Source organism: Pseudomonas sp. FW305-96 (genome assembly GCF_058783825.1).
This window is the reverse complement of sequence record NZ_JBYSYW010000015.1, coordinates 73,730-98,514: the sequence shown is the minus strand read 5'-3', so window position 1 is coordinate 98,514 and position 24,785 is coordinate 73,730. Positions and strand designations below refer to the sequence as shown.

Genomic DNA, 24,785 nt, shown 5'->3' with positions numbered 1-24,785 from the left:
CACTCTCTACTTGAGTTGTAGGACAAGAAGACTGGTCCGGCAAATAGCGAGGTGCCCTGTAAGGCGCTGACGGTACTCCCATCCGCCTGGCGTTTCAAGCATGGGCAAGTAGACTTCCCTGCACTTTACAGGGCAAATCACCCGGCGTTATAAGAATGTGGAGCAGCGCAACCTGACGAAAGGATGCAAGCATGTCCCAGCACCCCGTGGATTACAGCGAAAAACGTGATTTCATTCGCATGCGTATCGATGCCGAGGTCCAGCTGCTGCAGGCCGACCAGGTGATCAGCGCTGTGTGCATCGACCTCTCCAGCACCGGCATGCAGGTGCAGGCGCCGCAGCGTTTCCAGGTGGGCGACCGCCTTGAGGTACGCATCGACTCCGACCACACGGCTCTGGCGGGGCTGCATGCCAGCACCGAAGTGGTGTGGATCGCCGACCAGCCAGGCGGTGCGCAGCGATTCGGCTTGCGCATCCTGGCCATGCATTGAACTGTTACGAAAAAGGCGACCCGAGGGTCGCCTTTTGCGTAAGCAGTGTCAGAAGTCGTCTTCGACCTCGCCGTCCTTGACCTTGAACTCGCGGTTCTGCAGGTAGGCGTTGCGCAGGAAGATGTATTTGTCGCCCTGCATCAGCTTCTCCGCCGACAGCAGGCTGGCGCGGGTGTCGATCACGTCCAGGGCGAAGATCGAGTTGCGCGTCGGCACATGGTCGATGTAGCGGTAGGGTTCGGTGTAGGTGTCCGGGTACTTGGCCAGGCCGTCGCGTACGGTGCTTGGGCCAAGGAACGGGATGACCACGTACGGCCCGCTGGGCACGCCCCAGTAGCCGAGGGTCTGGCCGAAGTCTTCATCGTTGCGCTGCAGGCCCATCTTGGTGCCGACGTCAAAGAAGCCACCCAGGCCGAAGGTGGTGTTGACGATCAGCCGCGCCGTGTCGACGCCCGCCGCACGGGGCTTGAGCTGCAACACGTTGTTGGCCAGGTTGGTGACGTCGCCCAGGTTGCGGAAGACGTTGTGGATGCCATCTTCGAGGAACTGCGGGGTGACGTATTGATAACCCTGCGCCAACGGCTTGAGGGCATAGGTGTCGAGGACGTCATTGAACCTGAAGATCGGCCGGTTCACAGCCTCCCAGGGATCCTCCTCCGTGGCCGCCTGAGTAGCCGCCACGGGCGCCAGCAGCAAGCTGGCGCAGACACAGGCCTGGGTGACTCGCTCGATCACTCCGGCACCGATCCTACGCATAGATGTTTCTCCATCGGATTTCACGGCGGCAACGGCCTTTGGCACGCTGCTCGATAGGGCGCAAGTATACTGGCTTGCTGGCCGAACGATAGTTTTACATATCAGCGTCAAGAATTTGTGAACAACTGTAGGCTCTGTACGACATGTATCTGCACTCGCCCATGCGGCGTTGAAACGGGGCTCGGAATGCTCATGTACTCCAGTACACTGCGCTTCCTCCCCCCGTTTCGCCTTGTCTGGCCTTCGCGCAGACACATTTCGTACAGACCCTGGCCGTCATCCGTCGGTAACAATCGCTGGATAGCCTGCGGGTTATTTAGGGACGCTGCCATGCAAGACGCACCCGCCTTCACCGCTGTGCTGTTCGGCCTGCGCGGCTGCCTGGTACAGGCGACCGACAGCGGCCCCCTGCCCGCCCCCGGCGCCCTGGATTCCCTGCTTCGCCTGCGCTCGCAGCAGGTGCCGTGCATCTGGCTCGACGAACTCAGCGCCACCCTGGGCAAACGCCTGAGCAGCGTGCTGCCCGACTGGCTGCCGGGCCACTGCGCCAATGGCAGCAAATGGCCCACCCCCAATGCCTGCTGGCAGGCGCTGATGAACTTGCAAAGCCAGCGCCTGGACGGCTGCGTGCTGGTCAGTGGCGAGCCGCTGCTGTTGCAGTCGGGGCTCAATGCTGGCCTGTGGACGGTGGGGCTTGCGGCCTGCGCTCAGGGCTCGGCGCAATGGCAGGCACTGAGCCGGCAGGAACAGGAGTTGGCCCGCGGCAAGGCCACCCTGGCGCTGTTCGGCCTGGGCGTGCACTCGGTGATTGACCACCTCGAATCCCTTGATGCCTGCCTCGCGGATATCGCCCAGCGCCGGCAAAAAGGCGAGAAACCCTGATACATCCCCGTTGATACGGGTCATGCAAAGCGCCGGCAGGTGGATTACGCTAGAAGTCAGGCCCGAACCTTTGCCGCTTCGCTGAGGTCCATGCCTTGCCAAGTCATTGATGGAGTAAGAACAATGCCTGCCCGCGAACTGCAAGAGCGCCTGAATAGCCTGCGCGAGCAACTGGATCGCAATGTGCCGCTTTCGGAAGAGGAGCTGGCCAGCCTGCATGAAGAAGCCAGGCAGATCGAGGCCCAGCTGAAGCTTGAGGAAGCCACCCCGGACAACAACCTCGTCGACGGCGTGAACCTCGCCATCGAACGCTTCGAGGCCGAACACCCCGACCTTACCGCCACCCTGCGCAGCATTGCCAACTCGCTGCACAGCATGGGGATCTGAACCCAACGGGGCTGCGTTGCAGCCCATCGCCGGCAAGCCGGCTCCCACAGGGATTGCGCCAATCTGCTCTCTGTGGGAGCCGGCTTGCCGGCGATGGGCCGCTTCGCGGCCCGGTTACATTACTGCCGCACCAACCGCAGGTTCTGCGGGTTGATCGCCCCGGTGCTGCGGTACGGGTTGATATCCAGCCCCCCCCGGCGCACATACCGTGCATACACCGTCAGGTGCTCAGGCTTGAGCAAGTTCTTCAGGTCCAGGTAGATCCGCTCCACGCACTGCTCGTGGAAGTCAGCATGCTGGCGGAAGCTGATCAGGTAGGTCAGCAGGCTGGCATGGTCCAGCGCCCGCCCCTTGTATTCCACCACCACGCTGCCCCAGTCCGGCTGGCCAGTAACCGGGCAGTTGGATTTGAGCAGGTGGCTGTGCACGGTCTCTTCCACCACGCGATCCGCAGCGCAGCGCAGCAACTCAGGCTGCGGCTGCTCGTAATTGCTGATGCTCACATCCATCGCATCGATGCACTGGCCCGGCAAGGCGCTCACGCCTTGGCCTTCGACCTCGGCCAAGGTGCTGACCTTGACCGCGACCGGTTTGCCCGCAGCGGCAGACAAGTCGTTCGCCAGGCACGCCTGCAACTCGGCCACCGAGGCGAACACGGTCTGGTTCAGCGAGTTGAGGTACAGCTTGAAGGACTTGGACTCGATGATGTTCGGCGAGTCGCAAGGGATGGCGAACTCGCCGATGGCCACCACCGGCTTGCCCGAAGGCAGTAGCCAGGACAGCTCGAAGCAGTTCCAGAAATCCACGCCCTGCCACGGCAGCGCGTCGCCACTGACACCCAGCTCGGCCCACTTGGCCAGGCGCGGGATGGGGAACAGCAGCGAGGGGGTGTAGGTGGCGATGTATTCACTGGACTTGCCCAGCGGGGAGTGTTCGGCGGCGGGATGCATGGAAACTGACCTGAAGGTTCGAAATTGCCCCTAGTCTACCGGTTTTGCCTCCCGCCTTGGAGCCGTTGTCACTCGATGGTCAGCGGCCCGACCATGCCGGCCTGGTAATGGCCCGGTACGTTGCAGGCGAACTCGATGGGCGCCGATTTGCGGAAGGTCCAGGTCAGCTCCGCGCGCTGGCCAGGCTGCACCAGCACGGTGTTGCCGGCGTCGTGGCCATGGCCGCCGCCCATCATCTGGCTGTGATCCATCTGGCCATGATCCATGCCTTCGTGATTCATGCCTGCGGTAAAGATCTTGCCTTGCATGGCGACCATTTCCTTTTGATGCTCGGCGTGCATGGCCTTGTCGCCCAGGTTGAACTCGTGGGGCAGCTTACCTTCATTGACCAGCACGAAACGTACGGTTTCGCCGGCCTTGACCTTGATGCTCTTGGGTTCGAAGGCGATGTCCTTGAGCACCACCTCGACAGTGCGGGTGGCCTTGGCTGCCGGCGCCGGCTCGCCGAAAGCGAAGGGTTTGGCTTCGCCAGCGAAGGTGGGCAGGCTGGTCAGGGCAAGCGCGGCGGTGAGGAACAGGTGTTTCATGGGTGACTCCAGATCAATGCAGCGAAGATGGCACCATTGTCGAAAAGGCTGGCTGGCAGCTGGCTGACGGGAAGATTACAACTTTGTCAGCTTGGGCAGGCCGCCAGATCGTCACGTATCATTTCGGCATCACGTTGGCCCGAACCGTTGGTAAACACATGAAACTGCTGATCGTCGAAGACCAGGCCAAGACCGGCCAGTACCTGAGCCAGGGCCTGAGCGAGGCCGGCTTCGCCACCGAACTGGCCAGCGATGGCGACACCGGCCAGCACCTGGCCCTGAGCGGCGACCACGACCTGCTGATCCTCGACGTGATGCTGCCGGGGCGCAACGGCTGGCAGATCCTCCAGGCGGTGCGCCAGGCCGGGCTGGACACCCCGGTGCTGTTCCTCACCGCCCGCGATGCCGTCGAGGACCGCGTGCACGGCCTGGAGCTGGGCGCCGACGACTACCTGGTCAAACCCTTCGCCTTCTCCGAACTGCTGGCCCGTGTACGCAGCCTGCTGCGCCGTGGCGCCAGTGCCAGCCAGGATACCTGCCTGGCCCTGGCCGACCTGCGCCTGGACCTGATTCGCCGCCGCGCCGAGCGCGCCGGCCAGCGCATCGACCTGACCGCCAAGGAGTTCGCCCTGCTCGAACTGCTGCTGCGCCGCCAGGGCGAGGTGCTGCCCAAGTCGCTGATCGCCTCGCAGGTGTGGGACATGAATTTCGACAGCGACACCAACGTCATCGAGGTGGCCATCCGCCGCTTGCGCCTGAAGATCGACGACAGCCATGCCGCCAAGCTGATCCACACTGTGCGCGGCATGGGCTACGTGCTCGAAGAGCGCCACGACTGATGCGCCGCCTGTCCCTGGGCAGCCGCCTGGCGCTGCTGTTCGCCGCCTGCACCGCAGCCGTGTCGCTGGGCGCCGGCCTGCTGTTCAACCGCGCCAGCGAGCAGCATTTCGTCGAACTCGACCAGCAACTGCTCAGTGGCCGGCTTTCGCTGATGAGCAGCCTGCTTGCCGGTGTCACCACCCAGCAGCAACTGGCCACGCGTCTGCCGGCGCTGCTCAACGAGCTGAGCCACCAGTCCGACCTGGCCTTGCGTGTGCGCGGCGCCGACGGCGAGCCGTGGTTCGCCAGCCGGGGCGAGCTGCCGCAGGCCCCCACCCCTGCCGGCCTGGCCACGCTGCACAGCCACGGGGTCGATTACCGCAGCCTCAGCGCGCCATTGGTCGACGGCCAGCCCGCTTCGCCACAACTGACCCTGTTCCTCGACATCACCCACCACCAGCACTTCCTGCAAGGCATGCAGCGGTTGATCTGGCTCACCGTCGGCCTGTCGGCGCTGGCCACCGCGCTGCTCGGCGCCTGGGCCGTACGCCGCGGCCTGAAACCGCTGCGGCAGATGGGCAAGGTGGCCGCCAGCGTCACCGCCGGCTCGCTGACCACGCGCTTGCCGGCTGCCGAGATGCCCGAGGAACTGGCCGAGCTGGCCGGCACCGTCAACGCCATGCTGCAGCGCCTGGACGATGCCTTCCAGCGCCTGTCGGCGTTCTCCGCCGACATCGCCCACGAGCTGCGCACGCCGCTGTCCAACCTGCTGACCCACACCCAGGTCACCCTCACCCGCCCGCGTAGCCTCGAGGAGTACCGCGAGGCCCTGCACGGCAACCTCGAGGAGCTGCAATGGATGGCCCAGCTGGTCAACGACATGCTCTACCTGGCCAAGGCTGACCACGGCCTGCTGATGCCCAGCCGCCAGGCGCTGGACCTGGCAACGGAGGCCGATGCGTTGCTGGAGTACTACGCGCCGCTGGCCGAGGACGTCGAGGTGCGTTTGTTGCGTGAGGGCCAGGCCCATGCCAAGGGCGACCGGCACATGCTGCGCCGGGCGCTATCGAACTTGCTGGACAACGCCCTGCGCTTCACCCCCGCCGGGGGTGAGATTAGGGTAAGCCTGGAGCCTGGGCTGCGCATCGTGGTGGCCAACACCGGGCCGGCGATTGCGCCGCAACTGCTTGAGCGATTGTTCGACCGCTTCTACCGGGCGGATCCGGCGCGCCAGGAAGGCAGCAGCGAGCATGCGGGGTTAGGGCTGGCGATCACCCGTTCGATCGTGCAGGCACATGGGGGACGCATCAGGGCAGAGTGCGCGGATGGCTGGACGCGGTTTGTGATCGAGTTGTCCGAATAGGGGCTGCTACACAGCCCATCGCTGGCAAGCCAGCTCCCACAGGGCTCTTGCAAGCCTGTACTTTGTGGGAGCCGGCTTGCCGGCGAAAGGGGCGCCATGCCTTACTCGTAACGCAACGCCATCGCCGGTTCGATCTGCGAGGCGCGGTAGGCCGGGTAGATCGTCGCCAGGAAGCTCATCACCAGCCCCGCCACGCAGATGATCGCCACATCGCCCCATTGCAGCTCCGACGGCAGGCTGCTGATGAAGTAGATGTCGGAGGTGAAGATATGCTGGCCACTGACTCGCTCCAGCCAACCGACCACCGCACTGACGTTCAGCGCCAGGATCACCCCCAGCACACCGCCAAGCAAGGTACCGACGATGCCGATCAAGCTGCCCTGGACCATGAAGGTGCCCATGATCTGCGCCGGCGTGGCACCGATGGTGCGCAGGATGGCGATGTCCGCGCCCTTGTCGTTCACCACCATCACCAGGGTGGCGATGATGTTGAACGCGGCCACGGCGATGATCATCATCAGCAGCAGGCCGATCATGGTCTTTTCCATCTTCATCGCGCTGAACAGGCTGCCCTGGGTGTGCGACCAGTCATCGGCGCGGTAGCCTTCGCCCAGGCCCGCGGCGATGGCCTTGGACACCTGTGGCGCGGCATACAGGTCATGCAGCTTCAGGCGCACGCCCTGCACCTGGCCCGGTGCCCAGCGCTGCATTTCGCCGGCATCGGCGACGTGAATGTAGGCCTGCGAGCCATCCAGTTCGGCACCCACCTTGAAGATGCCGACCACGGTGAGGCGCTGCATGCGCGGAGTGATGCCGCCCGGTTCCTTGCTGATCTCCGGGACGATCAGGGTCAGCTTGTCACCGGTGTTCAGGCGAAAACGCCGCGCCGTCAATTCACCGATGACCACGCCATACTCGCCCGGCACCAATGCCTGCAAGCTGCCCTGGACGATGTGCTGGGTGACGATGGAGACCTTGCCTTCCTCGGTCGGATCGATGCCGGCGACCTGGATCGGCTGCATCGCCCCCTTGTACGAGAGCATGCCTTCCATCTCGGTGATCGGCGCGGCAGCCATCACCGCCGGATTGCCTTCGGCGGCGGCGGCGACCGTGCGCCAGTCGTCCAACGGCTGCGCGCCGAGGATCGCAGCGTGTGGCACCAGGCCAAGCACCCGCGAACTCATCTCGCGCTGGAAGCCGTTCATCACCGACAACACCGTGATCATGGCCAGCACGCCGAGCGACAGGCCGATCATCGAGGTCATGGAGATGAACGAGATGAAGTGGTTGCGGCGCTTGGCACGGGTGTAGCGGGCACCGATGAACAAGGACAAGGGTCTGAACATGAACGGGAACACCCAAGTAGAAAAAGAACCGGGGCCGCCTCACGGGGCCCCGCGCAAGCGACTCAGATCGCCACCAGGTGCCCGTCTTCCAGGCTCAGCACACGGTCCATCTGGCGCGCCAGGTTGAGGTCGTGGGTCACTACCAGGAAGGCGGTCTGCGAGTGGGTCGACAACTCGCGCATCAGCTCCTGGATGCCCTGGGCGGTATGGTGGTCGAGGTTGCCGGTGGGCTCGTCGAGCATCACCAGGCCCGGGCGGTTGACCAGGGCGCGGGCAATCGCCACGCGCTGGCGCTCACCACCGGACAGCTCGGCCGGCTTGTGATTGAGGCGGTGGCCCAGGCCGACGCGCTTGAGCAGCGCCTCGGCGCGCTCGCGGGCCTCGCTGATCGGGGTCTTGCCGATCAGCAACGGCATGCAGGCGTTCTCCAGGGCGGTGAACTCTGCCAGCAGGTGGTGGAACTGGTAGACGAAGCCCAGCGCGCGATTGCGCAGCAGGCCGCGGGCCCGCTCGCCCAGTGCCGACAGCTCTTCGCCGGCCAGCCAGACACTGCCCTGCGTCGGCGTGTCGAGACCGCCCAGCAGGTTGAGCAGCGTACTCTTGCCCGAACCCGAGCTGCCGACGATGGCCACCCGCTCCCCCGGGTGCAGTTCAAGGTTCAACCCTGACAACACCTGCACCGACTCCGGGCCTTCCTCGTAGCTCTTGCCCAGGTTGCGGCAGCTCAACACGGCTTTATCACTCATGCGCGACTCACTCATAACGTAGCGCCTCTGCAGGCTGGGTGCGCGAGGCGCGCCAGGCCGGGTACAGGGTGGCGAAGAAACTCAGGACCAGCGCCGCACCGCAGACCATGTACACGTCCTGGGCCTGGATCTGCGACGGCAGGTAATCGATGAAGTACACGTCGGCATTGAGGAACTTGTGCCCGATCAGGGCTTCGATGCCGGCGATGGCCGCGCTCACGTTGAGCGCGCCGAGGATGCCCAGCACCGCGCCTATCAGCGTGCCGACCACGCCGATCACCGTGCCCTGGACCATGAAGATGGCCATGATCTGCCCGGGCGTGGCACCCAGGGTGCGCAGGATGGCGATGTCGCCGCGCTTGTCGTTGACCACCATCACCAGGGTGGAAATGATGTTGAACGCCGCCACCGCGACGATCAGCAGCAGCAGCAGGCCGATCATGGATTTCTCCATGCGGATTGCCTGGTACAGGTTGCCGTGGGTGCGGGTCCAGTCCCGCGGGTAGTACTCCTGCTCGCCCAGCTGCTGGGCAATGGCCCAGGTGGCGCGGGGGGCCTGGAACAGGTCGTCGAACTTCAGGCGCACGCCCTGGACCTGGTCGGCCTTCCAGCGATGCAGGCGCGACAGGTCGGCAATGTTGGTCAGGCCCAGGTAGCCGTCGATCTCGCCGGCACCGACATGGAAGGTGCCGACCACGGTGAAGCGCTTCATGCGCGGGAACATCCCCGCCGGGGTCACGCTGACCTCGGGGGCGACAAAGGTCAGCTTGTCGCCGATGGCCACGCCCAGCTTCTGTGCGGCCTTGTCACCGATCATGATCCCCCACTCGCCCGGCGCCAGCTTGTCTAGGCTGCCGTCGAGGACGAACTTGTCGATGATCGACACCTCGCGCTCGCGGGCCGGGTCGATGCCGTTGAGCAGCACCTTCTGCACCTTGCCCCCATGGGTCAGCAGGCCCTGCATCTGGGTGAAGGGCGCGACCGCCAGCACCTGCGGATTCTGCTTTACTTTAGAGGCGAGGGCCTGCCAGTCGTCGATCGGCTGACCGGTCTCCAACGTGGCGTGGGGGATCATACCCAGCACGCGGGTACGCATCTCGTGGTCGAACCCGTTCATCACCGACAGCACCACGATCATCACCAACACGCCCAGGGCGAGGCCGATCATCGAGGTGAGCGAAATGAACGAGACGAAGTGATTGCGGCGCTTGGCACGGGTGTAGCGCGTACCAATGAATACGAATAGAGGTCTGAACATGTCGGGGCTTGTTCGGATGAAAGGGAACGTCCTTGTGGCGAGGCGCCTACGGCGGCTTTACACTCGGACCACCGCCGTAACCTTGGGTTCGCCATGACGACATTAGACGAAGAAGATCGCCGCGAATACTACCGCATCGAAGATCGGATCGCACTTCAAATCAGCCCCCTCAGCGCGGCCGAAGCCCTTGAGACAGAACTGTTGCAGGATGATTCGGAGCTGTTCAACCTGCTCAGCGAACTGCACCTGTCCGACTTCGAGTCGCAACACCTGCTGCGCCAGTTGAGCGAGAAGGACCGCACCCTGGCCGCCTTCCTGCGCGCCCAGAACAAACGCCTCGACCTGCTGAGCGCCGTGGTCGCGCAAACCTTGATCGGCGAAATCGGCCAGCCGATGCCGGTGATCATCTCCGAAGGCGGCATCGAGTTCGCCCAGGCGCAGAAGATCGCGCCCGGCACCCGGGTCAAGGTGAAGATGGTGCTGATGCCCCGTGCCCATGGCCTGTTGCTGCGCGGCCGGGTCACCCATTGCGACCCGCGCCCGGACGGCGACTTCGAGGTCGGCACCGAATTCATCGACATGACCGACGCCCAGCGCCAGCTCCTGGCCCGCTACATCCTGCAGCGCCAGCAACAGCAACGGCGCCAGGCGCTGGAGCAGAACGAGCCGGACGCATAAGCCCTTTTTCCCTGATTTGAAGGAACGAACGTGACCCTGATCTATGGCCACCGCGGCGCCAAGGGCGAAGCACCCGAGAACACCCTGCAGAGTTTCCGCCAGTGCCTGTCCCATGGCGTGGACCGCTGCGAACTCGACCTGCACCTGTCGGCCGACAACGAGCTGATGGTGATCCACGACCCGAGCCTCAAGCGCACTACCGGCAGGCGCGGCAAGGTGGTCGAGCACACCGCCGCCGAGCTGGTGACCTACGACGCCCGCAAGGGAGGCCCGGGCCATGTACAGCCCTGCCACATCCCACGGCTCGAGGAACTGTTCGAGAAGTGCCCGTTCGAGCATTGGCAACTGGAGGTCAAGAGCGCCTCGCGCACCCGCGCCGCCAGCACGGTGCTGGCGATCCGCGAACTGGCCCTGCAGCACGGCCTGCTGGACAAGGTGACCATCACCTCGAGCTCACGGGAAGTGCTCGGCGCCGCCCAGGAGCTGGTGCCCGACGTGAAACGCGGGCTGGTCGCCGAGTACGCCTGGCTCGACCCGTTGAAGGTCGCGCAGAACTACGGCTGCGAGATGCTGGCGTTGAACTGGACGCTGTGCACCCCCGAGCGCCTGATCAAGGCGCAGCGCCAGGGTTTGCACGTGTCGGTGTGGACGGTCAACGAACCGGCACTGATGCGCCGGCTCGCTGACTTTGGCGTGGACAGCCTGATTACAGACTTTCCCGGTTTGGCCAGGACCACCCTCGGGTAGGGCTGAAATCGGTCTCCCCGACCGGCTCAGGCCACCGGTCGGAGCCGCTCAAAAAAGCCGGTTCAGACCATCATAGGCGGCTACCCGATAGGCCTCGGCCATGGTCGGGTAGTTGAAGGTGGTGTTGACGAAGTATTTCAGGTTGTTCTGCTCGCCCGGCTGGTTCATCACTGCCTGGCCGATGTGGACGATCTCCGAGGCCTGGTAGCCGAAGCAGTGCACGCCGAGGACTTCCAGGGTCTCGCGGTGGAACAGGATCTTCAGCATGCCTTGCGGCTCGCCGGCGATCTGTGCGCGGGCCATGCTCTTGAAGAAGGCCTTGCCCACTTCGTAGGGCACCTTGGCCTGGGTCAGTTCCTGCTCGTTCTTGCCGATCGAGCTGATCTCCGGAATGGTGTAGATGCCGGTCGGCACATCGTTGACGAAGCGCCAGCTGCCGTTGTCGACGATGCTGCCGGCCGCCGAACGGCCCTGGTCATGGGCGGCGCTGGCCAGGCTCGGCCAGCCGATCACGTCACCGGCACCGTAGATGTTCGGCACGCTGGTGCGGTAGGTCTCGTCGACCTCGATCTGGCCGCGGCTGTTGACCTTGATACCGATGTTCTCCAGGCCCAGCTTGTCGGTGTTGCCGGTACGGCCATTGCACCACAGCAAGGCGTCGGCCTTGATCTTCTTGCCCGACTTCAGGTGCAGGATCACCCCGTTGTCCAGGCCCTCGACACGGTCATACTCCTCGTTGTGGCGCACGGTGATGTTGTTGTTGCTGAAGTGGTAGCTCAGCGCCTGGGAAATCTCCGAATCCAGGAAGCTCAGCAGCTGGCCGCGGTTGTCGACCAGTTCCACCAGCACACCCAGGCCGCTGAAGATCGAGGCGTATTCGCAACCGATCACCCCGGCGCCGTAGACGATCAGCTTGCGCGGGGTATGGCTGAGGCTGAGGATGGTGTCGCTGTCATAGACGCGCGGGTGGTGGAAGTCGATGTCGGCCGGACGGTACGGGCGCGAGCCAGTGGCGATGATGATGTGCTTGGCGTTGAGCTTCTCGACCACGCCGTTGGGGCAGACCACTTCGACGGTCTGCTCGTCGGCGAAGCTGCCGGTGCCGACGAACACATCGACGCGGTTGCGCGCGTAGTAGCCGGTGCGCGAGGCGACCTGTTTGCTGATGACCTTCTCGGCGCTCTTGAGCACATCAGGGAAGGAGAACCAGCGAGGTTCGCCGATGGCGCGGAACATCGGGTTGGTGTTGAACTGCATGATCTGCCGCACGGAGTGACGCAGCGCCTTGGACGGGATGGTGCCCAGGTGGGTGCAGTTGCCACCGACCTGGCGACGGCTGTCGACCATGGCCACCTTGCGCCCTGCTTTGGCGGCGTTCATTGCCGCGCCCTCTCCGGCCGGGCCGGAACCCAGCACCACTACGTCGTAGTTGTAGACAGCCATGCGTACTCCTTCAGAACTGGCCCGCCGGCCGGATGGCCGCGGGGCGCGATCATGTCGCCGGGGCGCCATGAGAAAATTCGGGTGCAGTCTAATCAAGCGTGAACGCCGCGCACATTAACCCTTGGTCGCGTCGTAGGCCATTATTGCCTGCACTACATGTCGTTTCACCGTTTCCCTGGCTTCGATCATCCGTGGCTTGCCTTTCACTTGCCTTTCACCCGCTGCTCGAAGGCCGGCGTGGAACGAGAGACGAAACCACCCTCGACCCGGGTCACCAGTACTGCGGCGATACCGTGCGCGATGGCGAAATCCCAGCCCTGCTGCGGCCCGAGGATCAACAACAGGGTCGAGTAGCCGTCGGCCAGCAGCGCCGAAGCGTCGAGCACCGTCACCGCCGCCAGGTCGTGCGCAACCGGGCGCCCGAGGCGGGCGTCGAAGGTGTGTGAATAGCGCCGGCCATTGTCCTCGAAATAATGCCGGTAGTCACCCGAGGTCGACACGGCCAGGTCCTGCACGTCGATGACCTGGCGGGCGATCTGGCGATCCTCGCGCGGCAGTTCCAGGGCCACCCGCCAGGCGCTGCCATCGGGCTTGCGGCCCACGGCCTTCAACTCACCGGTGGCCTCGGCAAGAAAGTTGTCGATGCCCATGGCGCGCAGGCGCTGGGCGATCAGGTCGACGGCGTGGCCGGCGGCGATGCTGTTGAAATCCAGCTCGACGGCGGCGTCCTTGCACAGGGCCTCGCCCTCAAGGCGCAAGTGGCGGTAACCCACGCGCAGGCGTGCCCTGGCCAGCGCCTGCGGCTCCGGCACCTGCATTTCGCGGGCCTGCGGGCCGAAGCCCCAGAGGTCGAGTAGCGGCTCGACGGTAAGGTCGAAGGCGCCCTGGCTCTGTTCGGCCAGGTGCTGGCCGAAAGTAACCAGTTCCAGCATGTCGGCATCGATGGGCAGGCACTGATTGGCCGGCAACTGGTTGAAACGGCTGACGATGGAGTCGCCGCGGTAGGTGGAGTAATGCGCGTCGACGGCCTGCAGGATGCTTTCGACCGCCGCCTGCACCTGCTCCGGCGCCGGGCCGCCGGGCTGGCGCACGTACTGGATGCTGTAGCTGCTGCCCATGGTCGGGCCGCCAAAGCGCTCGAGGGTCGGGGTTGGCTTGCAGGCCGAAAGCAGCGTAAGGATGGACAACAGTAGTATCGCGCGCAAACGAGAGCTCTCAGGAGACTGCACTGGCCTCATCGCCGGCAACGGCTCCCACAAAAGGCTCGGCGCCAGCGCCTCTGTGGGAGCCGGCTTGCCGGCGATGAGGCCGGTACAGGCACAGCAGTTATCAGGCAAAAAAACGGGAACCCGAAGGTTCCCGTTTTCTCAACGCATTACAAGCGGATCAGCGTGGAAACGCTGGCGGGTTCACACCGGCCATGTCTTCCATCACGCGCACCACCTGGCAGCTGTAACCGAATTCGTTGTCGTACCAGACGTACAGGACAACACGGTTGTCGTTGCAGATGGTCGCCTCGGCGTCGACCACACCGGCGTGGCGCGAACCGACGAAGTCGGTCGATACCACTTCCTGGGAGCTGACGTAGTCGATCTGCTTGTGCAGCTCGGAGTGCATGGCGGTCTGGCGCAGGTACTCGTTCAGCTCTTCGCGGTTGGTGGCCTTCTCGAGGTTCAGGTTGAGAATGGCCATCGAAACGTTCGGCGTCGGCACACGGATCGCGTTGCCGGTCAGCTTGCCCTTGAGCACTGGCAGCGCCTTGGCGGCGGCGGTCGCGGCACCGGTCTCGGTGATGACCATGTTCAGCGGCGCGGCGCGACCACGACGGCTGCCCTTGTGGAAGTTGTCGATCAGGTTCTGGTCGTTGGTGAACGAGTGAACGGTTTCGACGTGGCCGTTGACGATGCCGTACTGGTCGTTGATGGCCTTGAGCACCGGCACGATGGCGTTGGTGGTGCAGGACGCCGCCGAGATGATCTTGTCGTCGGCGCTGATGTCGCCGTGGTTGATGCCGTGCACGATGTTCTTCAGCGCGCCCTTGCCAGGTGCGGTGAGGATCACGCGGGCGGCGCCCGGGCAGGCCAGGTGCTGGCCGAGGCCGTCGGCGTCACGCCAGACACCGGTGTTGTCGACGATCAGCGCATCGTTGATACCGTACTGGGTGTAGTCGACTTCGCTCGGGCTCTTGGCGTAGATCACCTGGATCAGGTTGCCGTTGGCGGTGATGGTGTTGTTGGCTTCATCGATGACGATGGTGCCGTCGAAAGGACCGTGCACCGAGTCGCGGCGCAGCAGGCTGGCGCGCTTGACCAGGTCGTTCTCGGCGCCCTTGCGCACAACGATGGCGCGCAGGCGCAGGCCGTCGCCGCCACCGGTCTTCTCGATCAGGATACGCGCCAGCAGGCGGCCGATGCGGCCGAAGCCGTACAGCACGACGTCGGTGCCCTTGCGTGCGGAAGCGTTCTGCTGACCCACGACGTCGGCCAGTTCGTCACGGACGAACTGCTCGGCGCTGCGGCCATTGCCTTCGACCTTGAACTTGTTGGCCAGCTTGCCCAGATCCACCGAGGCGGCGCCCAGCTTCAGCTCGCTCATGGCCTTGAGCAGGGGGAATGTCTCGTGGACGGACAGCTCGGTCTCGTCGGTCTGACGGTGACGGGCAAAGCGGTGTGCTTTGAGGATCGAGATAACCGAACGGTTGATCAGGCTGCGGCCATAGATCGAGCTCACCACGTTGTTGTTGCGGTAGAGCTGACCGATAAGCGGGATCATCGCTTCAGCCAGGGCTTCACGATCGATCCACTCACCAAGACACTGGTCGGGCTTCTGAGTCACGGTAACCTTCCACATGTAGGGGAACAAAAAAGGGGCTACATTATGACGCCCCGCGGCGCATCGGGCAATGAGCGCCTGTCGCCGGCGCCAGCCCCCGTCGCCAAGCCCTTTCGAACCTGACAGCGCGCCTCGTCACCGGTACAATCGACCTCTTTGCCGCAACGCTTGGAGTCCGATCTCCCGTGTCAGTTCTGCGCCTACCGCAAATGTCGGCCACGGCCGGCAAACAAACCTGGGGCAACCTGCCCGGCGCGGCCTTGAGCCTGGCCGTCGCCGAGGCTGCCAGTACCGCCGGTCGCTTCACCTTGTTGCTCACCGCCGACAGCCAGGCGGCCGACCGCCTGGAGCAGGAGCTGCGCTTCTTCGCGCCAGAACTGCCGGTGCTGCCTTTCCCCGACTGGGAAACCCTGCCCTACGACCTGTTCTCGCCGCACCAGGACATCATCTCCCAGCGTATCGCCAGCCTCTACCGGCTGCCGGAGCTGGACCACGGCATTCTCGTCGTGCCGATCACCACCGCCCTGCACCGCCTGGCCCCCACGCGCTTCCTGCTGGGCAGCAGCCTGGTGCTGGACGTGGGCCAGAAGATCGACGTCGAGCAGATGCGCGCGCGCCTGGAAGCCAGCGGCTACCGCTGCGTCGACACGGTCTACGAGCATGGCGAGTTCGCCGTGCGCGGCGCGCTGATCGACCTGTTCCCCATGGGCAGCAAGCAGCCGTACCGCATCGACCTGTTCGACGACGAGATCGAGACCCTGCGTACCTTCGACCCGGAGAGCCAGCGCTCGATCGACAAGGTCGACTCGATCCGCCTGCTGCCGGCGCGCGAGTTCCCCATGCAGAAGGACGAGGTGACGCGCTTCAAGGCGCGTTTCCGCGAACGCTTCGACGTCGACTTCCGCCGCAGCGCGATCTTCCAGGACCTCACCAGCGGCATCATCCCCGCTGGCATCGAGTACTACCTGCCGTTGTTCTTCGAAGAAACCGCCACCCTGTTCGACTACCTGCCGGCCGACACCCAGGTGTTCTCGCTGCCGGGCGTGGAGCAGGCCGCCGAACACTTCTGGAACGATGTGCGCGGGCGCTATGAAGAGCGCCGCGGCGATATGAGCCGGCCGCTGCTGCCACCGGCGGAGCTGTTCCTGCCGGTGGAGGATTGCTTCGCCCGCCTCAAGCAGTGGCCACGAGTGGTGATCAGTGGCGAAGACGTCGAGGCCGGCGCTGGCCGTGAGCGCTTCGCCGCCCGCGCCCTGCCCAACCTGGCCATCGAGGCCAAGGCCCACCAGCCGCTGGCGGAGCTGGCCAACTTCCTCGACCAGTTCAGCGGCCGCGTGCTGTTCACCGCCGAGTCCGCGGGCCGCCGCGAAGTGCTGCTCGAGTTGCTCGAACGCCTCAAGCTGCGCCCGCAGACCGTCGACGGCTGGGCCGACTTCGTCACTGGCGGCGAACGCCTGGCGATCACCATCGCACCGCTGGACGACGGCCTGCTGCTGGACGACCCCGCCATTGCCCTGGTAGCGGAAAGCCCGCTGTTCGGCCAGCGCGTGATGCAGCGCAGGCGCCGCGAGAAACGCGGCGAGGCGGCCAACGACGCGGTGATCAAGAACCTCACCGAGCTGCGCGAAGGCGCGCCGGTGGTGCACATCGACCATGGCGTGGGCCGCTACCTGGGCCTGGCCACCCTGGAAATCGACGGCCAGGCCGCCGAGTTCCTCACCCTCGAATACGCCGAGGGCGCCAAGCTCTACGTGCCGGTGGCCAACCTGCACCTGATCGCCCGCTACACCGGCAGCGACGACGCCCTGGCCCCACTGCACCGGCTGGGTTCAGAAGCCTGGCAGAAAGCCAAGCGCAAGGCCGCCGAGCAGGTGCGCGACGTCGCCGCCGAGCTGCTCGATATCTATGCCCGCCGCGCCGCGCGCAAAGGCTACGCCTTCGCCGACCCGGCCGCCGACTACGCCACCTTCAGCGCCGGCTTCCCGTTCGAGGAAACCCCCGACCAGCAGACCGCCATCGAGGCGGTGCGGGCCGACATGCTCGCCGGCCAGCCCATGGACCGCCTGGTGTGCGGCGACGTCGGCTTCGGCAAGACCGAGGTGGCCATGCGCGCCGCCTTCATCGCCGTGCACAGCGGCCGCCAGGTGGCGGTGCTGGTACCCACCACGCTGCTGGCCCAGCAGCACTACAACAGTTTCCGCGACCGCTTCGCCGACTGGCCGGTGAAGGTCGAGGTGATGAGCCGCTTCAAGTCGGCCAAGGAAGTCGCCAGCGCCGCGGCGGAACTGGCCGAAGGCAAGATCGACATCCTCATCGGCACCCACAAGCTGCTGCAGGACGATGTGCGCTTCAAGGACCTGGGCCTGGCCATCATCGACGAGGAACACCGCTTCGGCGTGCGCCAGAAGGAACAGCTCAAGGCGCTGCGCAGCGAGGTGGACATCCTCACACTGACCGCAACGCCGATTCCGCGCACGCTGAACATGGCGGTTTCGGGCATGCGCGACCTGTCGATCATCGCCACCCCGCCAGCGCGGCGCCTGTCGGTGCGCACCTTCGTCATGGAGCAGAACAAGAGCACCGTGAAGGAGGCGCTGCTGCGCGAACTGCTGCGCGGTGGCCAGGTGTACTACCTGCACAACGATGTGAAGAGCATCGAGAAGTGCGCCGCCGAGCTGGCCGAGCTGGTGCCCGAGGCACGTATCGGCATCGGTCACGGGCAGATGCGCGAACGCGAGCTCGAGCAGGTGATGAGTGACTTCTATCACAAGCGTTTCAACGTGCTGATCGCCTCGACCATCATCGAGACCGGCATCGACGTGCCGAGCGCCAACACCATCGTCATCGAGCGCGCCGACAAGTTCGGCCTGGCGCAATTGCACCAGTTGCGTGGTCGGGTCGGGCGCAGCCACCACCAGGCCTATGCCTACCTGCTGACGCCACCGCGCCAGCAGATCAGTGCCGACGCCGAGAAACGCCTGGAGGCCATCGCCAACACCCAGGACCTGGGCGCGGGCTTCGTCCTGGCCACCAACGACCTGGAGATCCGCGGCGCCGGCGAACTGCTCGGCGAAGGCCAGAGCGGGCAGATCCAGGCGGTCGGCTTCACCCTGTACATGGAGATGCTCGAGCGCGCGGTCAAGGCCATCCGCAAGGGCACCCAGCCGAACCTCGAACAGCCGCTCGGCGGCGGCCCGGAGATCAACCTGCGCCTGCCGGCGCTGATCCCCGAGGACTACCTGCCCGACGTGCATGCGCGCCTGATCCTGTACAAGCGCATCGCCTCGGCGGCCGACGAAGAGGGCCTCAAGGACCTGCAGGTGGAGATGATCGACCGCTTCGGCCTGCTGCCGGAACCGACCAAGAACCTGATGCGCCTGACCCTGCTCAAGCTGCAGGCGGAAAAGCTCGGCATCAAGAAGGTCGACGCCGGCCCCAACGGCGGCAAGCTCGAGTTCGAGGCCGAAACCCCGGTCGACCCGCTGACCCTGATCAAGCTGATCCAGGGCCAGCCCAAACGCTACAAGTTCGAAGGCGCGACCCAGTTCCGCTTCCTGGTGCCGATGGAACGCCCCGAAGAACGTTTCAACACCCTGGAAGCGCTGTTCGAGCGCCTTACCCCACAAACACACTAAGGAAGCTTCATGCGTGCCATCCGTTGCCTGACCTTGCTGCTGACGCTGATCGCGCCGGCCGCCTTCGCCGCAGGCCCGTATCAGGTGGAAATGGTCCTGGTGCGGCAGAACGCCGTAGCGGCCATTACCAGTCCGTTTGCCCCGGAAGACTGGAGCGCCGGCGCGCCACGCCTGGACAAGGGCGCTGAACGCCCGACCGGCCTGGGTGACGAGGTCACCCGCCTGCAGGCCACCGCCGACTACACCGTGCTGCTGCACAAGGCCTGGCAACAGGATGGCGAAACCGTTGCCCTGAGTGCCGGTGACGAACAGTTCGGCCACTTCCCGATCGAGGGCAACCTGCGCATCAAGGAAAGCCGCTTCATCGCCGTTGACGCCAACCTCTGGGTCAACCAGCTCGACGGCAATGGCAGCGTGCTGCGCAGCGAGCAGTTCAAGCAGAGCAACAGCAACATGAAGGCCGGGCAGCTGACCTTCCTCGATGGCGGGCACCTGGCCGTGCTGCTCAAGGTTTCACCGGCCGGCATGCGCAAGATGCCGCTGCCCGACCCGGAAATGATGGAGCAGTGAAACCGTGAACGCCGATGTGCAGAAGCTGGCGGCCGAGAACCCGAGCTGGAAGCGCGACTTTTCCGCGGCCACCCTGCAACGTGGCGAGCGCTACGCCGAACAGGGCCTGGTGCAGATCCAGTCCCACGGCGATTCACGCATCGAGTCCACCTGCCGCGGCAGCGGCGGCAATGTCTACCGCCAGCGGATCATCATCACCGCGGGGCCATCCGGGCAATGCCATGTGCGCGGCAACTGCTCCTGCCCGGTCGGCGAGAACTGCAAGCACTGCGCCGCCGCGCTCTACACCCTGGCCAGCAGCTACGGGCGCGGCGCGGCCAGCGGCGAGCAACTGCCCCATCACCTGCAGCATTGGTTGCAAGGCCTGGAGCAGCCCACCCCCAGGCAAGACGGCGCTGAAGACCGGCGCGGGCGCATGGTCTGCTACCAACTCATGCTCAAGGACGACAAGAGCTGCGCCTTGCGCGTGCGCAAAGGCACCCGCGAAGAGCATGGCATTCGCTACAGCCGCATCCATTCGCTGTACGAACTGCTCTACGAGCCGCCAAAATACGTCAAGGAAGAAGACCTGCGCATCCTGCGTCAGCTTTCGGCGCAGAACGCGCCTTTCGGCCAGGAGCGCGGTTTCGCGCTGAAAGGGCACGAGGGCGGCGAACTGCTGCAGCGGGCGCTGGATACCGGGCGCCTGATGTTCATCGAAGACTTTCCCTTGATGGTTCAGGGCGCCCCGCGCCAGGCGCAATTCCGCTGGGTACGCCTGAACAGTGGCGACTATCGGGGCATGTGGTACAACGGCGAGGAACCGCTCAATTGCGTGCTGCCGCTGGTGCCGCTGTTCTACTTCGATGTCGACAGCCAAGAAGTCGGCACCGTCACCCACACCCTCGACCCGCACACCGCCCTGCAGCTGTCCCTTGCCCCCGATGTACCGGAACACCTTATCGTGCCTCTCAGCCACAAGCTCAACGCGCTCAACCATGGCCTGCCGACCCCCACCGCCGTGCAGGAGGAACAGCTCGACGGCATCGAGCCGACCCCACACTTGACCCTCGGCAGTCTCGAATTCAGCGCCTACACGCCCAAGACCGGGCGCATGCAACGCCAGATGCAGCACCGCGCCGCGTTGGCGTTCGACTACGACGGCCTGCGTGCCAGCGGCAGCGACGACAAGTCACTCAGCCGCCTGGTGGGCACCACCAGCCAACGCATCCAGCGCCAGCCACAGGCCGAGCAGGCCCTACGCATGGCCCTGCGCGACCACGGCTTCAAGGTGGCGACCCGTCAGAGCAAGGCCCTCCCCGACAGTGCCGGCGAAATGTACCAGTTGCCCGACGACGAAGCCTGGCTGCGCTTCGCCCGCGAGGGCCTGCCGCGCCTGCGCGAAGCGGGCTGGGCGATCGACGTGCACCGCGACTTCGCGTTCAACCTGCACGAGGTCGACGACTGGTATGCCACCATCGAGGAAGCGCCAGGCCACGAATGGTTCGACCTCGAGCTGGGTATCGTGGTCGACGGCCAGCGCCACAGCCTGCTGCCCATTGTCCTGCAACTGCTGCGCACCAGCCCGGAACTGCTGCGACCCAGCGAACTGGCGCGGCGCAATGACGACGAGCACCTGCTGATTGACCTCAACCGCGCCCGCCATGACGGCCCGGCACTGCGGGTCGCCCTGCCCTACGGGCGCATCAAGGCGGTGATGGGCACCCTGGGCGAACTGTACCTGCACGAGGACGCCGTGGGCCCGAGCCTGCGCCTGGACCGCACCGATGCCGCGCGCCTCAACGAAATCGACCACCTGCCGCTGCAATGGGAAGGCGGCAGCCATGTGCGCGATCTGGGCCGACGCCTGCGTGACGCTCGCGACCTGCAGGTGATGCCGCCCAAAGGCCTGAACGCCACATTGCGCCCCTACCAGCAGCAAGGCCTGAACTGGCTGCAGGCCCTGCGCGAGATGGGCACCGGCGGCATCCTCGGCGACGACATGGGCTTGGGCAAGACCCTGCAGACCCTGGCCCACCTGCTGCTGGAGAAAGAAAGCGGGCGCCTGGCACATCCGGCGCTGGCGGTGATGCCCACCAGCCTGGTGCCCAACTGGCTCGACGAAGCCCGGCGCTTCGCCCCCGACCTGCGCGTGCTGGCCTTGCACGGCCCAGGCCGCAACAAGCACTTCGCCAATCTGGCCGACTATGACCTGGTGCTGACCACCTACGCCCTCGCCCCCCGCGACCTCGAACCACTCAAGGCCCAGCCCTGGCACCTGCTGGTGCTGGACGAGGCGCAGAACATCAAGAGCAGCACCAGCAAGGCGGCCCAGGCCGTTCGCGAGCTGCAGGCCAGCCAGCGGCTGTGCCTGACCGGCACGCCGATGGAGAACAACCTCGGCGAGCTGTGGTCGATCTTCCACTTCCTGATGCCCGGCTGGCTGGGCGACAGCAAGCGCTTCACCCAGGACTACCGTACCCCGATCGAGCGTCACGGCGACGCTGAGCGCATGGCCCACCTGGCCAGCCGCATCCGCCCGTTCCTGCTGCGCCGTACCAAGGAACAGGTGGCCACCGAACTGCCGGCCAAGACCGAAATGATCCACTGGGTCGAGCTCAGCGACGCCCAACGCGACACCTACGAGGCGCTGCGGGTGGCAATGGACAAGAAGGTCCGCGACGAGATCGCCCGCAACGGCGCCGCGCGCAGCCAGATCGTCATCCTCGATGCACTACTCAAGTTGCGCCAGGTGTGCTGCGACCTGCGCCTGGTCAAGGGCACCGAGGCCAAGGGTTCGTTCGCCGACAAGGGCAAGCTGGGCAGCCTGCTGGAGATGCTCGAGGAGCTGCTCAGCGAGGGGCGCAAGGTGCTGCTGTTCTCGCAGTTCACCTCGATGCTGGCACTGATCGAGTTCGAGCTGGAGAAGCGCGGCATCCGCTACAGCCTGCTGACCGGCGATACCCGCGACCGTCGCGCCCCCGTGCAGCAGTTCCAGAATGGCGACAGCGAGGTATTCCTGATCAGCCTCAAGGCCGGCGGCACGGGGCTTAACCTGACCGCCGCCGACACCGTGATCCACTACGACCCGTGGTGGAACCCGGCCAGCGAGAACCAGGCCACCGACCGCGCCTACCGCATCGGCCAGGACAAGCCGGTGTTCGTGTTCAAGCTGATCACCCGTGGAACGGTGGAAGAGAAGATCCAGCAATTGCAGCAAGAGAAGGCGGCACTGGCAGCCGGGCTGCTCGATGGCGGGCAGGCCGGGCAATGGCGGTTGGGGGATGAAGAGATCGAGGCGCTGTTCGCGCCGCTGCCGGGCAAGCGAAGTAAGTAAAAGCCCGCTCCCACGAACCCTCAGGGGGGCGTGGCAGCGGGCTTGCCCAGGACGAGGCCAGCGAGGTCAATCGACCAGCTGGGCTTCCTTCAACGCCCCCAACGCCTCCAGCCAGCGCGGCTGCTGGCGGTAATCGGTACGTGCGAAGCCCTGCCCGCGCATCCGTGCAATCCGCGGCGACGGCTTGACCTTCATGCGCTGCGCCGCGCTCAGCGCCAGCTCGGCCGAAGCCCGGTCATTGCACACCAGGCCCATGTCGCACCCAGCACTGAGCGCCGCCTCGATGCGGCTGGCGGCATCGCCCACCACGTGGGCGCCGGCCATGGACAGGTCATCGCTGAAGATCACCCCGTCGAAGCCCAGCTCGCCGCGCAGGATGTCCTGCAGCCAGCGCCGGGAGAAGCCGGCCGGCTGATTGTCGACCTGCGGGTAGATCACGTGGGCCGGCATCACCGCCGCCAACTGCCCGCTCAGGCGGGTGAACGGCACCAGGTCGGCCGCGCGCAGCTGTTCCAGGCTGCGCTCATCGACCGGGATCGCCACATGGGAATCGGCCTCGGCCCAGCCGTGACCGGGGAAATGCTTGCCACAGGCGGCCATGCCCGCGGCATTCATGCCACGGATGAAGGCGCCGGCCAGTTCGGTAGCCCGCTGCGGATTGCCTTCGAAGGCGCGGCTGCCGACCACGGCACTGCGCTGATGGTCGAGATCCAGCACCGGGGCAAAGCTCAGGTCCAGGCCTACCGCCAGCACCTCGGTGGCCATCAGCCAGCCGCACTGCTCGGCCAGGTATTCGGCATTGGCGTTGTCGGCGATGGCGCGCATGGCCGGCAGGCGCACGAAGCCCTGGCGCAGGCGCTGGACCCGCCCGCCTTCCTGGTCCACGGCGAGGATCAGCTCGGGGCGGATGGCGCGGATCGAGGCGCACAGCTCGCGCACCTGGCGCGGGCTGTCGATGTTGCGGGCAAAGATGATCAGGCCGGCCACTTCGGGCTGGCGCAGCAGATGGCGGTCTTCGGCGGTCAGCCATTTACCGGCGATATCCACCATCAGGGAGCCTTGCAGGCTGGCAGTCATTGGGAATCCTTCATTGGAGATCCGGAGGTCGCGCAGACGCACGCACACATCGGACAACGCGGTGTCCGATGGTTCAGTGGCGAAGCTGCCGTGCTGACGGGAATTGCGGCGGGGGCGAGTTCAGGCATGGGCGCTAGCTTAGCGCAAGCGCCCTGCCCCGCCCAGTGCTCAGGCCTTGGCGGGCGCGCCGGACTTGCTGCGTGGGCGCAATTGCGCCGCGGCCATGGCCTGGTCGGTGACACCGCTGTCGGCACGCATGCCGGCGGCCAGGAACGGCACCATCAGGCGCATCACCTGCTCGATCGAGGTGTTGATGCCGAAGTCGGTTTCGGCGATGGCGCGCAGGGCCTTGATACCCGACATGCTGAACGCCGCGGCGCCGAGCATGAAGTGCACGCGCCAGAACAGCTCCAGTGGCGGAATGCGCGGCGCGGCCTCGTTAACCAGCAGCATGTAGCGGCGGAACACCTTGCCGTACATGTCTTCCAGGTAACGGCGCAGGTGCCCCTGGCTCTGGCTGAAGGCCAGGCCCAGCAGGCGCATGAAGATCGACAAGTCGTTGTTGCTGCGTGGTTGCACGACCAGGGCCTGCTCCACCAGCATTTCCAGCAGTTCCTCGAGCGAGGCCTTCTGCTCGGGACGCGCCTGGTGGCGGTCGAGCTCACGCTCCAGGCTGGCGCAGAACGGGCCCAGGAAGCGCGAAAAGACCGCCTGGATCAGGGCTTTCTTCGAACCGAAATGGTAGTTCACCGCCGCCAGGTTGACTCCGGCCTTGCTGGTGATCAGCCGCAATGAGGTTTCCGCGAACCCGCGCTCCGCGAACAGCTGCTCCGCCGCATCGAGGATGCGCTCAACGGTTTCCGATTGGGCCATGACTACTCCGCCTGACAAACAGTTGTTTG

The 24,785-nt window shown here is 65.4% G+C and carries 21 protein-coding genes; 10 read left to right on the top strand and 11 right to left on the bottom strand.

Annotated features, from left to right (window positions below; all coding sequences use genetic code 11):
* The first annotated feature begins 191 nt into the window (after positions 1–191).
* Positions 192–491, top strand: a complete 300-nt coding sequence (locus AC3WL2_RS13785; RefSeq protein WP_102684498.1) for a PilZ domain-containing protein — start codon at positions 192–194, stop codon at positions 489–491.
* 48 nt (positions 492–539) lie between these two features.
* Here the strand turns inward: AC3WL2_RS13785 and AC3WL2_RS13780 are convergent, their stop codons facing one another.
* A complete protein-coding gene (locus AC3WL2_RS13780; RefSeq protein WP_102684497.1) occupies positions 540–1,247 on the bottom strand; it encodes an MlaA family lipoprotein in 708 nt (235 codons plus the stop codon).
* 330 nt (positions 1,248–1,577) lie between these two features.
* Here AC3WL2_RS13780 and pcrP point away from each other — a divergent pair, with 330 nt between their 5' ends.
* Both pcrP and AC3WL2_RS13770 read left to right on the top strand, forming a co-directional pair.
* Positions 1,578–2,129 carry an HAD superfamily inactivated hydrolase PcrP gene (gene pcrP / locus AC3WL2_RS13775; protein WP_102684496.1) on the top strand — a complete coding sequence of 184 codons (552 nt, stop codon included), beginning with the start codon at positions 1,578–1,580 and terminating at the stop codon, positions 2,127–2,129.
* Positions 2,130–2,252: 123 nt separating this feature from the next.
* Entirely contained in the window at positions 2,253–2,516 is a 264-nt protein-coding gene (locus AC3WL2_RS13770; RefSeq protein WP_031315272.1) for a DUF4404 family protein, read from the top strand.
* A 119-nt stretch (positions 2,517–2,635) separates the two neighbouring features.
* Here AC3WL2_RS13770 and queF read toward each other — a convergent pair whose 3' ends face one another.
* Together queF and AC3WL2_RS13760 are read right to left on the bottom strand one after the other, a co-directional pair.
* Complete coding sequence (gene queF / locus AC3WL2_RS13765) at positions 2,636–3,466, bottom strand: NADPH-dependent 7-cyano-7-deazaguanine reductase QueF (protein ID WP_102683163.1); 831 nt, start codon at positions 3,464–3,466, stop codon at positions 2,636–2,638.
* A gap of 68 nt (positions 3,467–3,534) precedes the next feature.
* Positions 3,535–4,053: a cupredoxin domain-containing protein gene (locus AC3WL2_RS13760; protein ID WP_102683162.1), complete on the bottom strand. Its 519-nt coding sequence runs from the start codon at positions 4,051–4,053 to the stop codon at positions 3,535–3,537.
* Between the two features lie 158 nt (positions 4,054–4,211).
* Here AC3WL2_RS13760 and AC3WL2_RS13755 point away from each other — a divergent pair, with 158 nt between their 5' ends.
* Positions 4,212–4,892, top strand: coding sequence for a heavy metal response regulator transcription factor (locus AC3WL2_RS13755; RefSeq protein ID WP_102683161.1), 681 nt, complete (start codon positions 4,212–4,214; stop codon positions 4,890–4,892).
* Positions 4,889–6,235 (top strand): heavy metal sensor histidine kinase, encoded by a 1,347-nt coding sequence (locus tag AC3WL2_RS13750; RefSeq protein ID WP_102683171.1) that lies wholly within the window; start codon positions 4,889–4,891, stop codon positions 6,233–6,235. Before AC3WL2_RS13755 ends, AC3WL2_RS13750 begins: the two co-directional genes overlap by 4 nt.
* A 101-nt stretch (positions 6,236–6,336) precedes the next feature.
* Here AC3WL2_RS13750 and AC3WL2_RS13745 read toward each other — a convergent pair whose 3' ends face one another.
* The 3 genes from AC3WL2_RS13745 to AC3WL2_RS13735 form a co-directional block, all read right to left on the bottom strand.
* A complete protein-coding gene (locus AC3WL2_RS13745) occupies positions 6,337–7,581 on the bottom strand; it encodes a lipoprotein-releasing ABC transporter permease subunit (protein WP_102683170.1) in 1,245 nt (414 codons plus the stop codon).
* 62 nt (positions 7,582–7,643) lie between these two features.
* Positions 7,644–8,327: a lipoprotein-releasing ABC transporter ATP-binding protein LolD gene (lolD, locus tag AC3WL2_RS13740; protein WP_172670900.1), complete on the bottom strand. Its 684-nt coding sequence runs from the start codon at positions 8,325–8,327 to the stop codon at positions 7,644–7,646.
* A 7-nt stretch (positions 8,328–8,334) separates the two neighbouring features.
* Positions 8,335–9,585, bottom strand: coding sequence for a lipoprotein-releasing ABC transporter permease subunit (locus tag AC3WL2_RS13735; RefSeq protein ID WP_102683160.1), 1,251 nt, complete (start codon positions 9,583–9,585; stop codon positions 8,335–8,337).
* A gap of 93 nt (positions 9,586–9,678) precedes the next feature.
* Here AC3WL2_RS13735 and AC3WL2_RS13730 point away from each other — a divergent pair, with 93 nt between their 5' ends.
* Both AC3WL2_RS13730 and AC3WL2_RS13725 read left to right on the top strand, forming a co-directional pair.
* Complete coding sequence (locus AC3WL2_RS13730; RefSeq protein WP_102683159.1) at positions 9,679–10,263, top strand: PilZ domain-containing protein; 585 nt, start codon at positions 9,679–9,681, stop codon at positions 10,261–10,263.
* 30 nt (positions 10,264–10,293) lie between these two features.
* Positions 10,294–11,010, top strand: a complete 717-nt coding sequence (locus AC3WL2_RS13725; protein WP_102683158.1) for a glycerophosphodiester phosphodiesterase — start codon at positions 10,294–10,296, stop codon at positions 11,008–11,010.
* A 48-nt stretch (positions 11,011–11,058) separates the two neighbouring features.
* On the opposite strand, the gene sthA is transcribed toward AC3WL2_RS13725, so the two are convergent.
* The 3 genes from sthA to AC3WL2_RS13710 form a co-directional block, all read right to left on the bottom strand.
* A complete protein-coding gene (sthA, locus tag AC3WL2_RS13720; RefSeq protein ID WP_023631920.1) occupies positions 11,059–12,453 on the bottom strand; it encodes a Si-specific NAD(P)(+) transhydrogenase in 1,395 nt (464 codons plus the stop codon).
* 203 nt (positions 12,454–12,656) lie between these two features.
* Positions 12,657–13,691, bottom strand: a complete 1,035-nt coding sequence (locus AC3WL2_RS13715; protein ID WP_371918080.1) for an FAD:protein FMN transferase — start codon at positions 13,689–13,691, stop codon at positions 12,657–12,659.
* A 148-nt stretch (positions 13,692–13,839) separates the two neighbouring features.
* The gene (locus AC3WL2_RS13710) at positions 13,840–15,303 is read right to left on the bottom strand and encodes a glyceraldehyde-3-phosphate dehydrogenase (RefSeq protein WP_046856393.1); all 1,464 of its coding nucleotides are present in this window, start codon (positions 15,301–15,303) and stop codon (positions 13,840–13,842) included.
* A gap of 167 nt (positions 15,304–15,470) precedes the next feature.
* Between AC3WL2_RS13710 and mfd the strand changes: the two genes are divergently transcribed.
* Genes mfd through AC3WL2_RS13695 form a run of 3 tightly spaced genes read left to right on the top strand, consistent with a single transcriptional unit; the run spans position 15,471 to position 22,806 of the window.
* Positions 15,471–18,920: a transcription-repair coupling factor gene (gene mfd, locus AC3WL2_RS13705; RefSeq protein WP_102683156.1), complete on the top strand. Its 3,450-nt coding sequence runs from the start codon at positions 15,471–15,473 to the stop codon at positions 18,918–18,920.
* Positions 18,921–18,929: 9 nt separating this feature from the next.
* Positions 18,930–19,490: a CsiV family protein gene (locus tag AC3WL2_RS13700; protein WP_102683155.1), complete on the top strand. Its 561-nt coding sequence runs from the start codon at positions 18,930–18,932 to the stop codon at positions 19,488–19,490.
* A 4-nt stretch (positions 19,491–19,494) separates the two neighbouring features.
* A complete protein-coding gene (locus tag AC3WL2_RS13695; protein WP_102683154.1) occupies positions 19,495–22,806 on the top strand; it encodes a DEAD/DEAH box helicase in 3,312 nt (1,103 codons plus the stop codon).
* 66 nt (positions 22,807–22,872) lie between these two features.
* Here the strand turns inward: AC3WL2_RS13695 and nagZ are convergent, their stop codons facing one another.
* On the bottom strand, positions 22,873–23,871 hold the full coding sequence (gene nagZ, locus AC3WL2_RS13690) for a beta-N-acetylhexosaminidase (RefSeq protein ID WP_172670930.1): 999 nt from the start codon (positions 23,869–23,871) through the stop codon (positions 22,873–22,875).
* A 180-nt stretch (positions 23,872–24,051) separates the two neighbouring features.
* A complete protein-coding gene (locus AC3WL2_RS13685; RefSeq protein ID WP_046856397.1) occupies positions 24,052–24,756 on the bottom strand; it encodes a TetR/AcrR family transcriptional regulator in 705 nt (234 codons plus the stop codon).
* Between the last annotated feature and the right edge of the window lie 29 nt (positions 24,757–24,785).

Coding starts and splice junctions, on each gene's coding strand:
- AC3WL2_RS13735 (WP_102683160.1), bottom strand. CDS start 9,585: ATGTTCAGACCTCTATTCGTATTCATTGGTACGCGCTACACCCGTGCC.
- AC3WL2_RS13755 (WP_102683161.1), top strand. CDS start 4,212: ATGAAACTGCTGATCGTCGAAGACCAGGCCAAGACCGGCCAGTACCTG.
- AC3WL2_RS13770 (WP_031315272.1), top strand. CDS start 2,253: ATGCCTGCCCGCGAACTGCAAGAGCGCCTGAATAGCCTGCGCGAGCAA.
- pcrP (WP_102684496.1), top strand. CDS start 1,578: ATGCAAGACGCACCCGCCTTCACCGCTGTGCTGTTCGGCCTGCGCGGC.
- AC3WL2_RS13685 (WP_046856397.1), bottom strand. CDS start 24,756: ATGGCCCAATCGGAAACCGTTGAGCGCATCCTCGATGCGGCGGAGCAG.
- AC3WL2_RS13710 (WP_046856393.1), bottom strand. CDS start 15,303: ATGTGGAAGGTTACCGTGACTCAGAAGCCCGACCAGTGTCTTGGTGAG.
- AC3WL2_RS13780 (WP_102684497.1), bottom strand. CDS start 1,247: ATGCGTAGGATCGGTGCCGGAGTGATCGAGCGAGTCACCCAGGCCTGT.
- AC3WL2_RS13700 (WP_102683155.1), top strand. CDS start 18,930: ATGCGTGCCATCCGTTGCCTGACCTTGCTGCTGACGCTGATCGCGCCG.
- AC3WL2_RS13745 (WP_102683170.1), bottom strand. CDS start 7,581: ATGTTCAGACCCTTGTCCTTGTTCATCGGTGCCCGCTACACCCGTGCC.
- AC3WL2_RS13730 (WP_102683159.1), top strand. CDS start 9,679: ATGACGACATTAGACGAAGAAGATCGCCGCGAATACTACCGCATCGAA.
- AC3WL2_RS13760 (WP_102683162.1), bottom strand. CDS start 4,053: ATGAAACACCTGTTCCTCACCGCCGCGCTTGCCCTGACCAGCCTGCCC.
- sthA (WP_023631920.1), bottom strand. CDS start 12,453: ATGGCTGTCTACAACTACGACGTAGTGGTGCTGGGTTCCGGCCCGGCC.
- AC3WL2_RS13715 (WP_371918080.1), bottom strand. CDS start 13,691: ATGAGGCCAGTGCAGTCTCCTGAGAGCTCTCGTTTGCGCGCGATACTA.
- lolD (WP_172670900.1), bottom strand. CDS start 8,327: ATGAGTGATAAAGCCGTGTTGAGCTGCCGCAACCTGGGCAAGAGCTAC.
- queF (WP_102683163.1), bottom strand. CDS start 3,466: ATGCATCCCGCCGCCGAACACTCCCCGCTGGGCAAGTCCAGTGAATAC.
- AC3WL2_RS13785 (WP_102684498.1), top strand. CDS start 192: ATGTCCCAGCACCCCGTGGATTACAGCGAAAAACGTGATTTCATTCGC.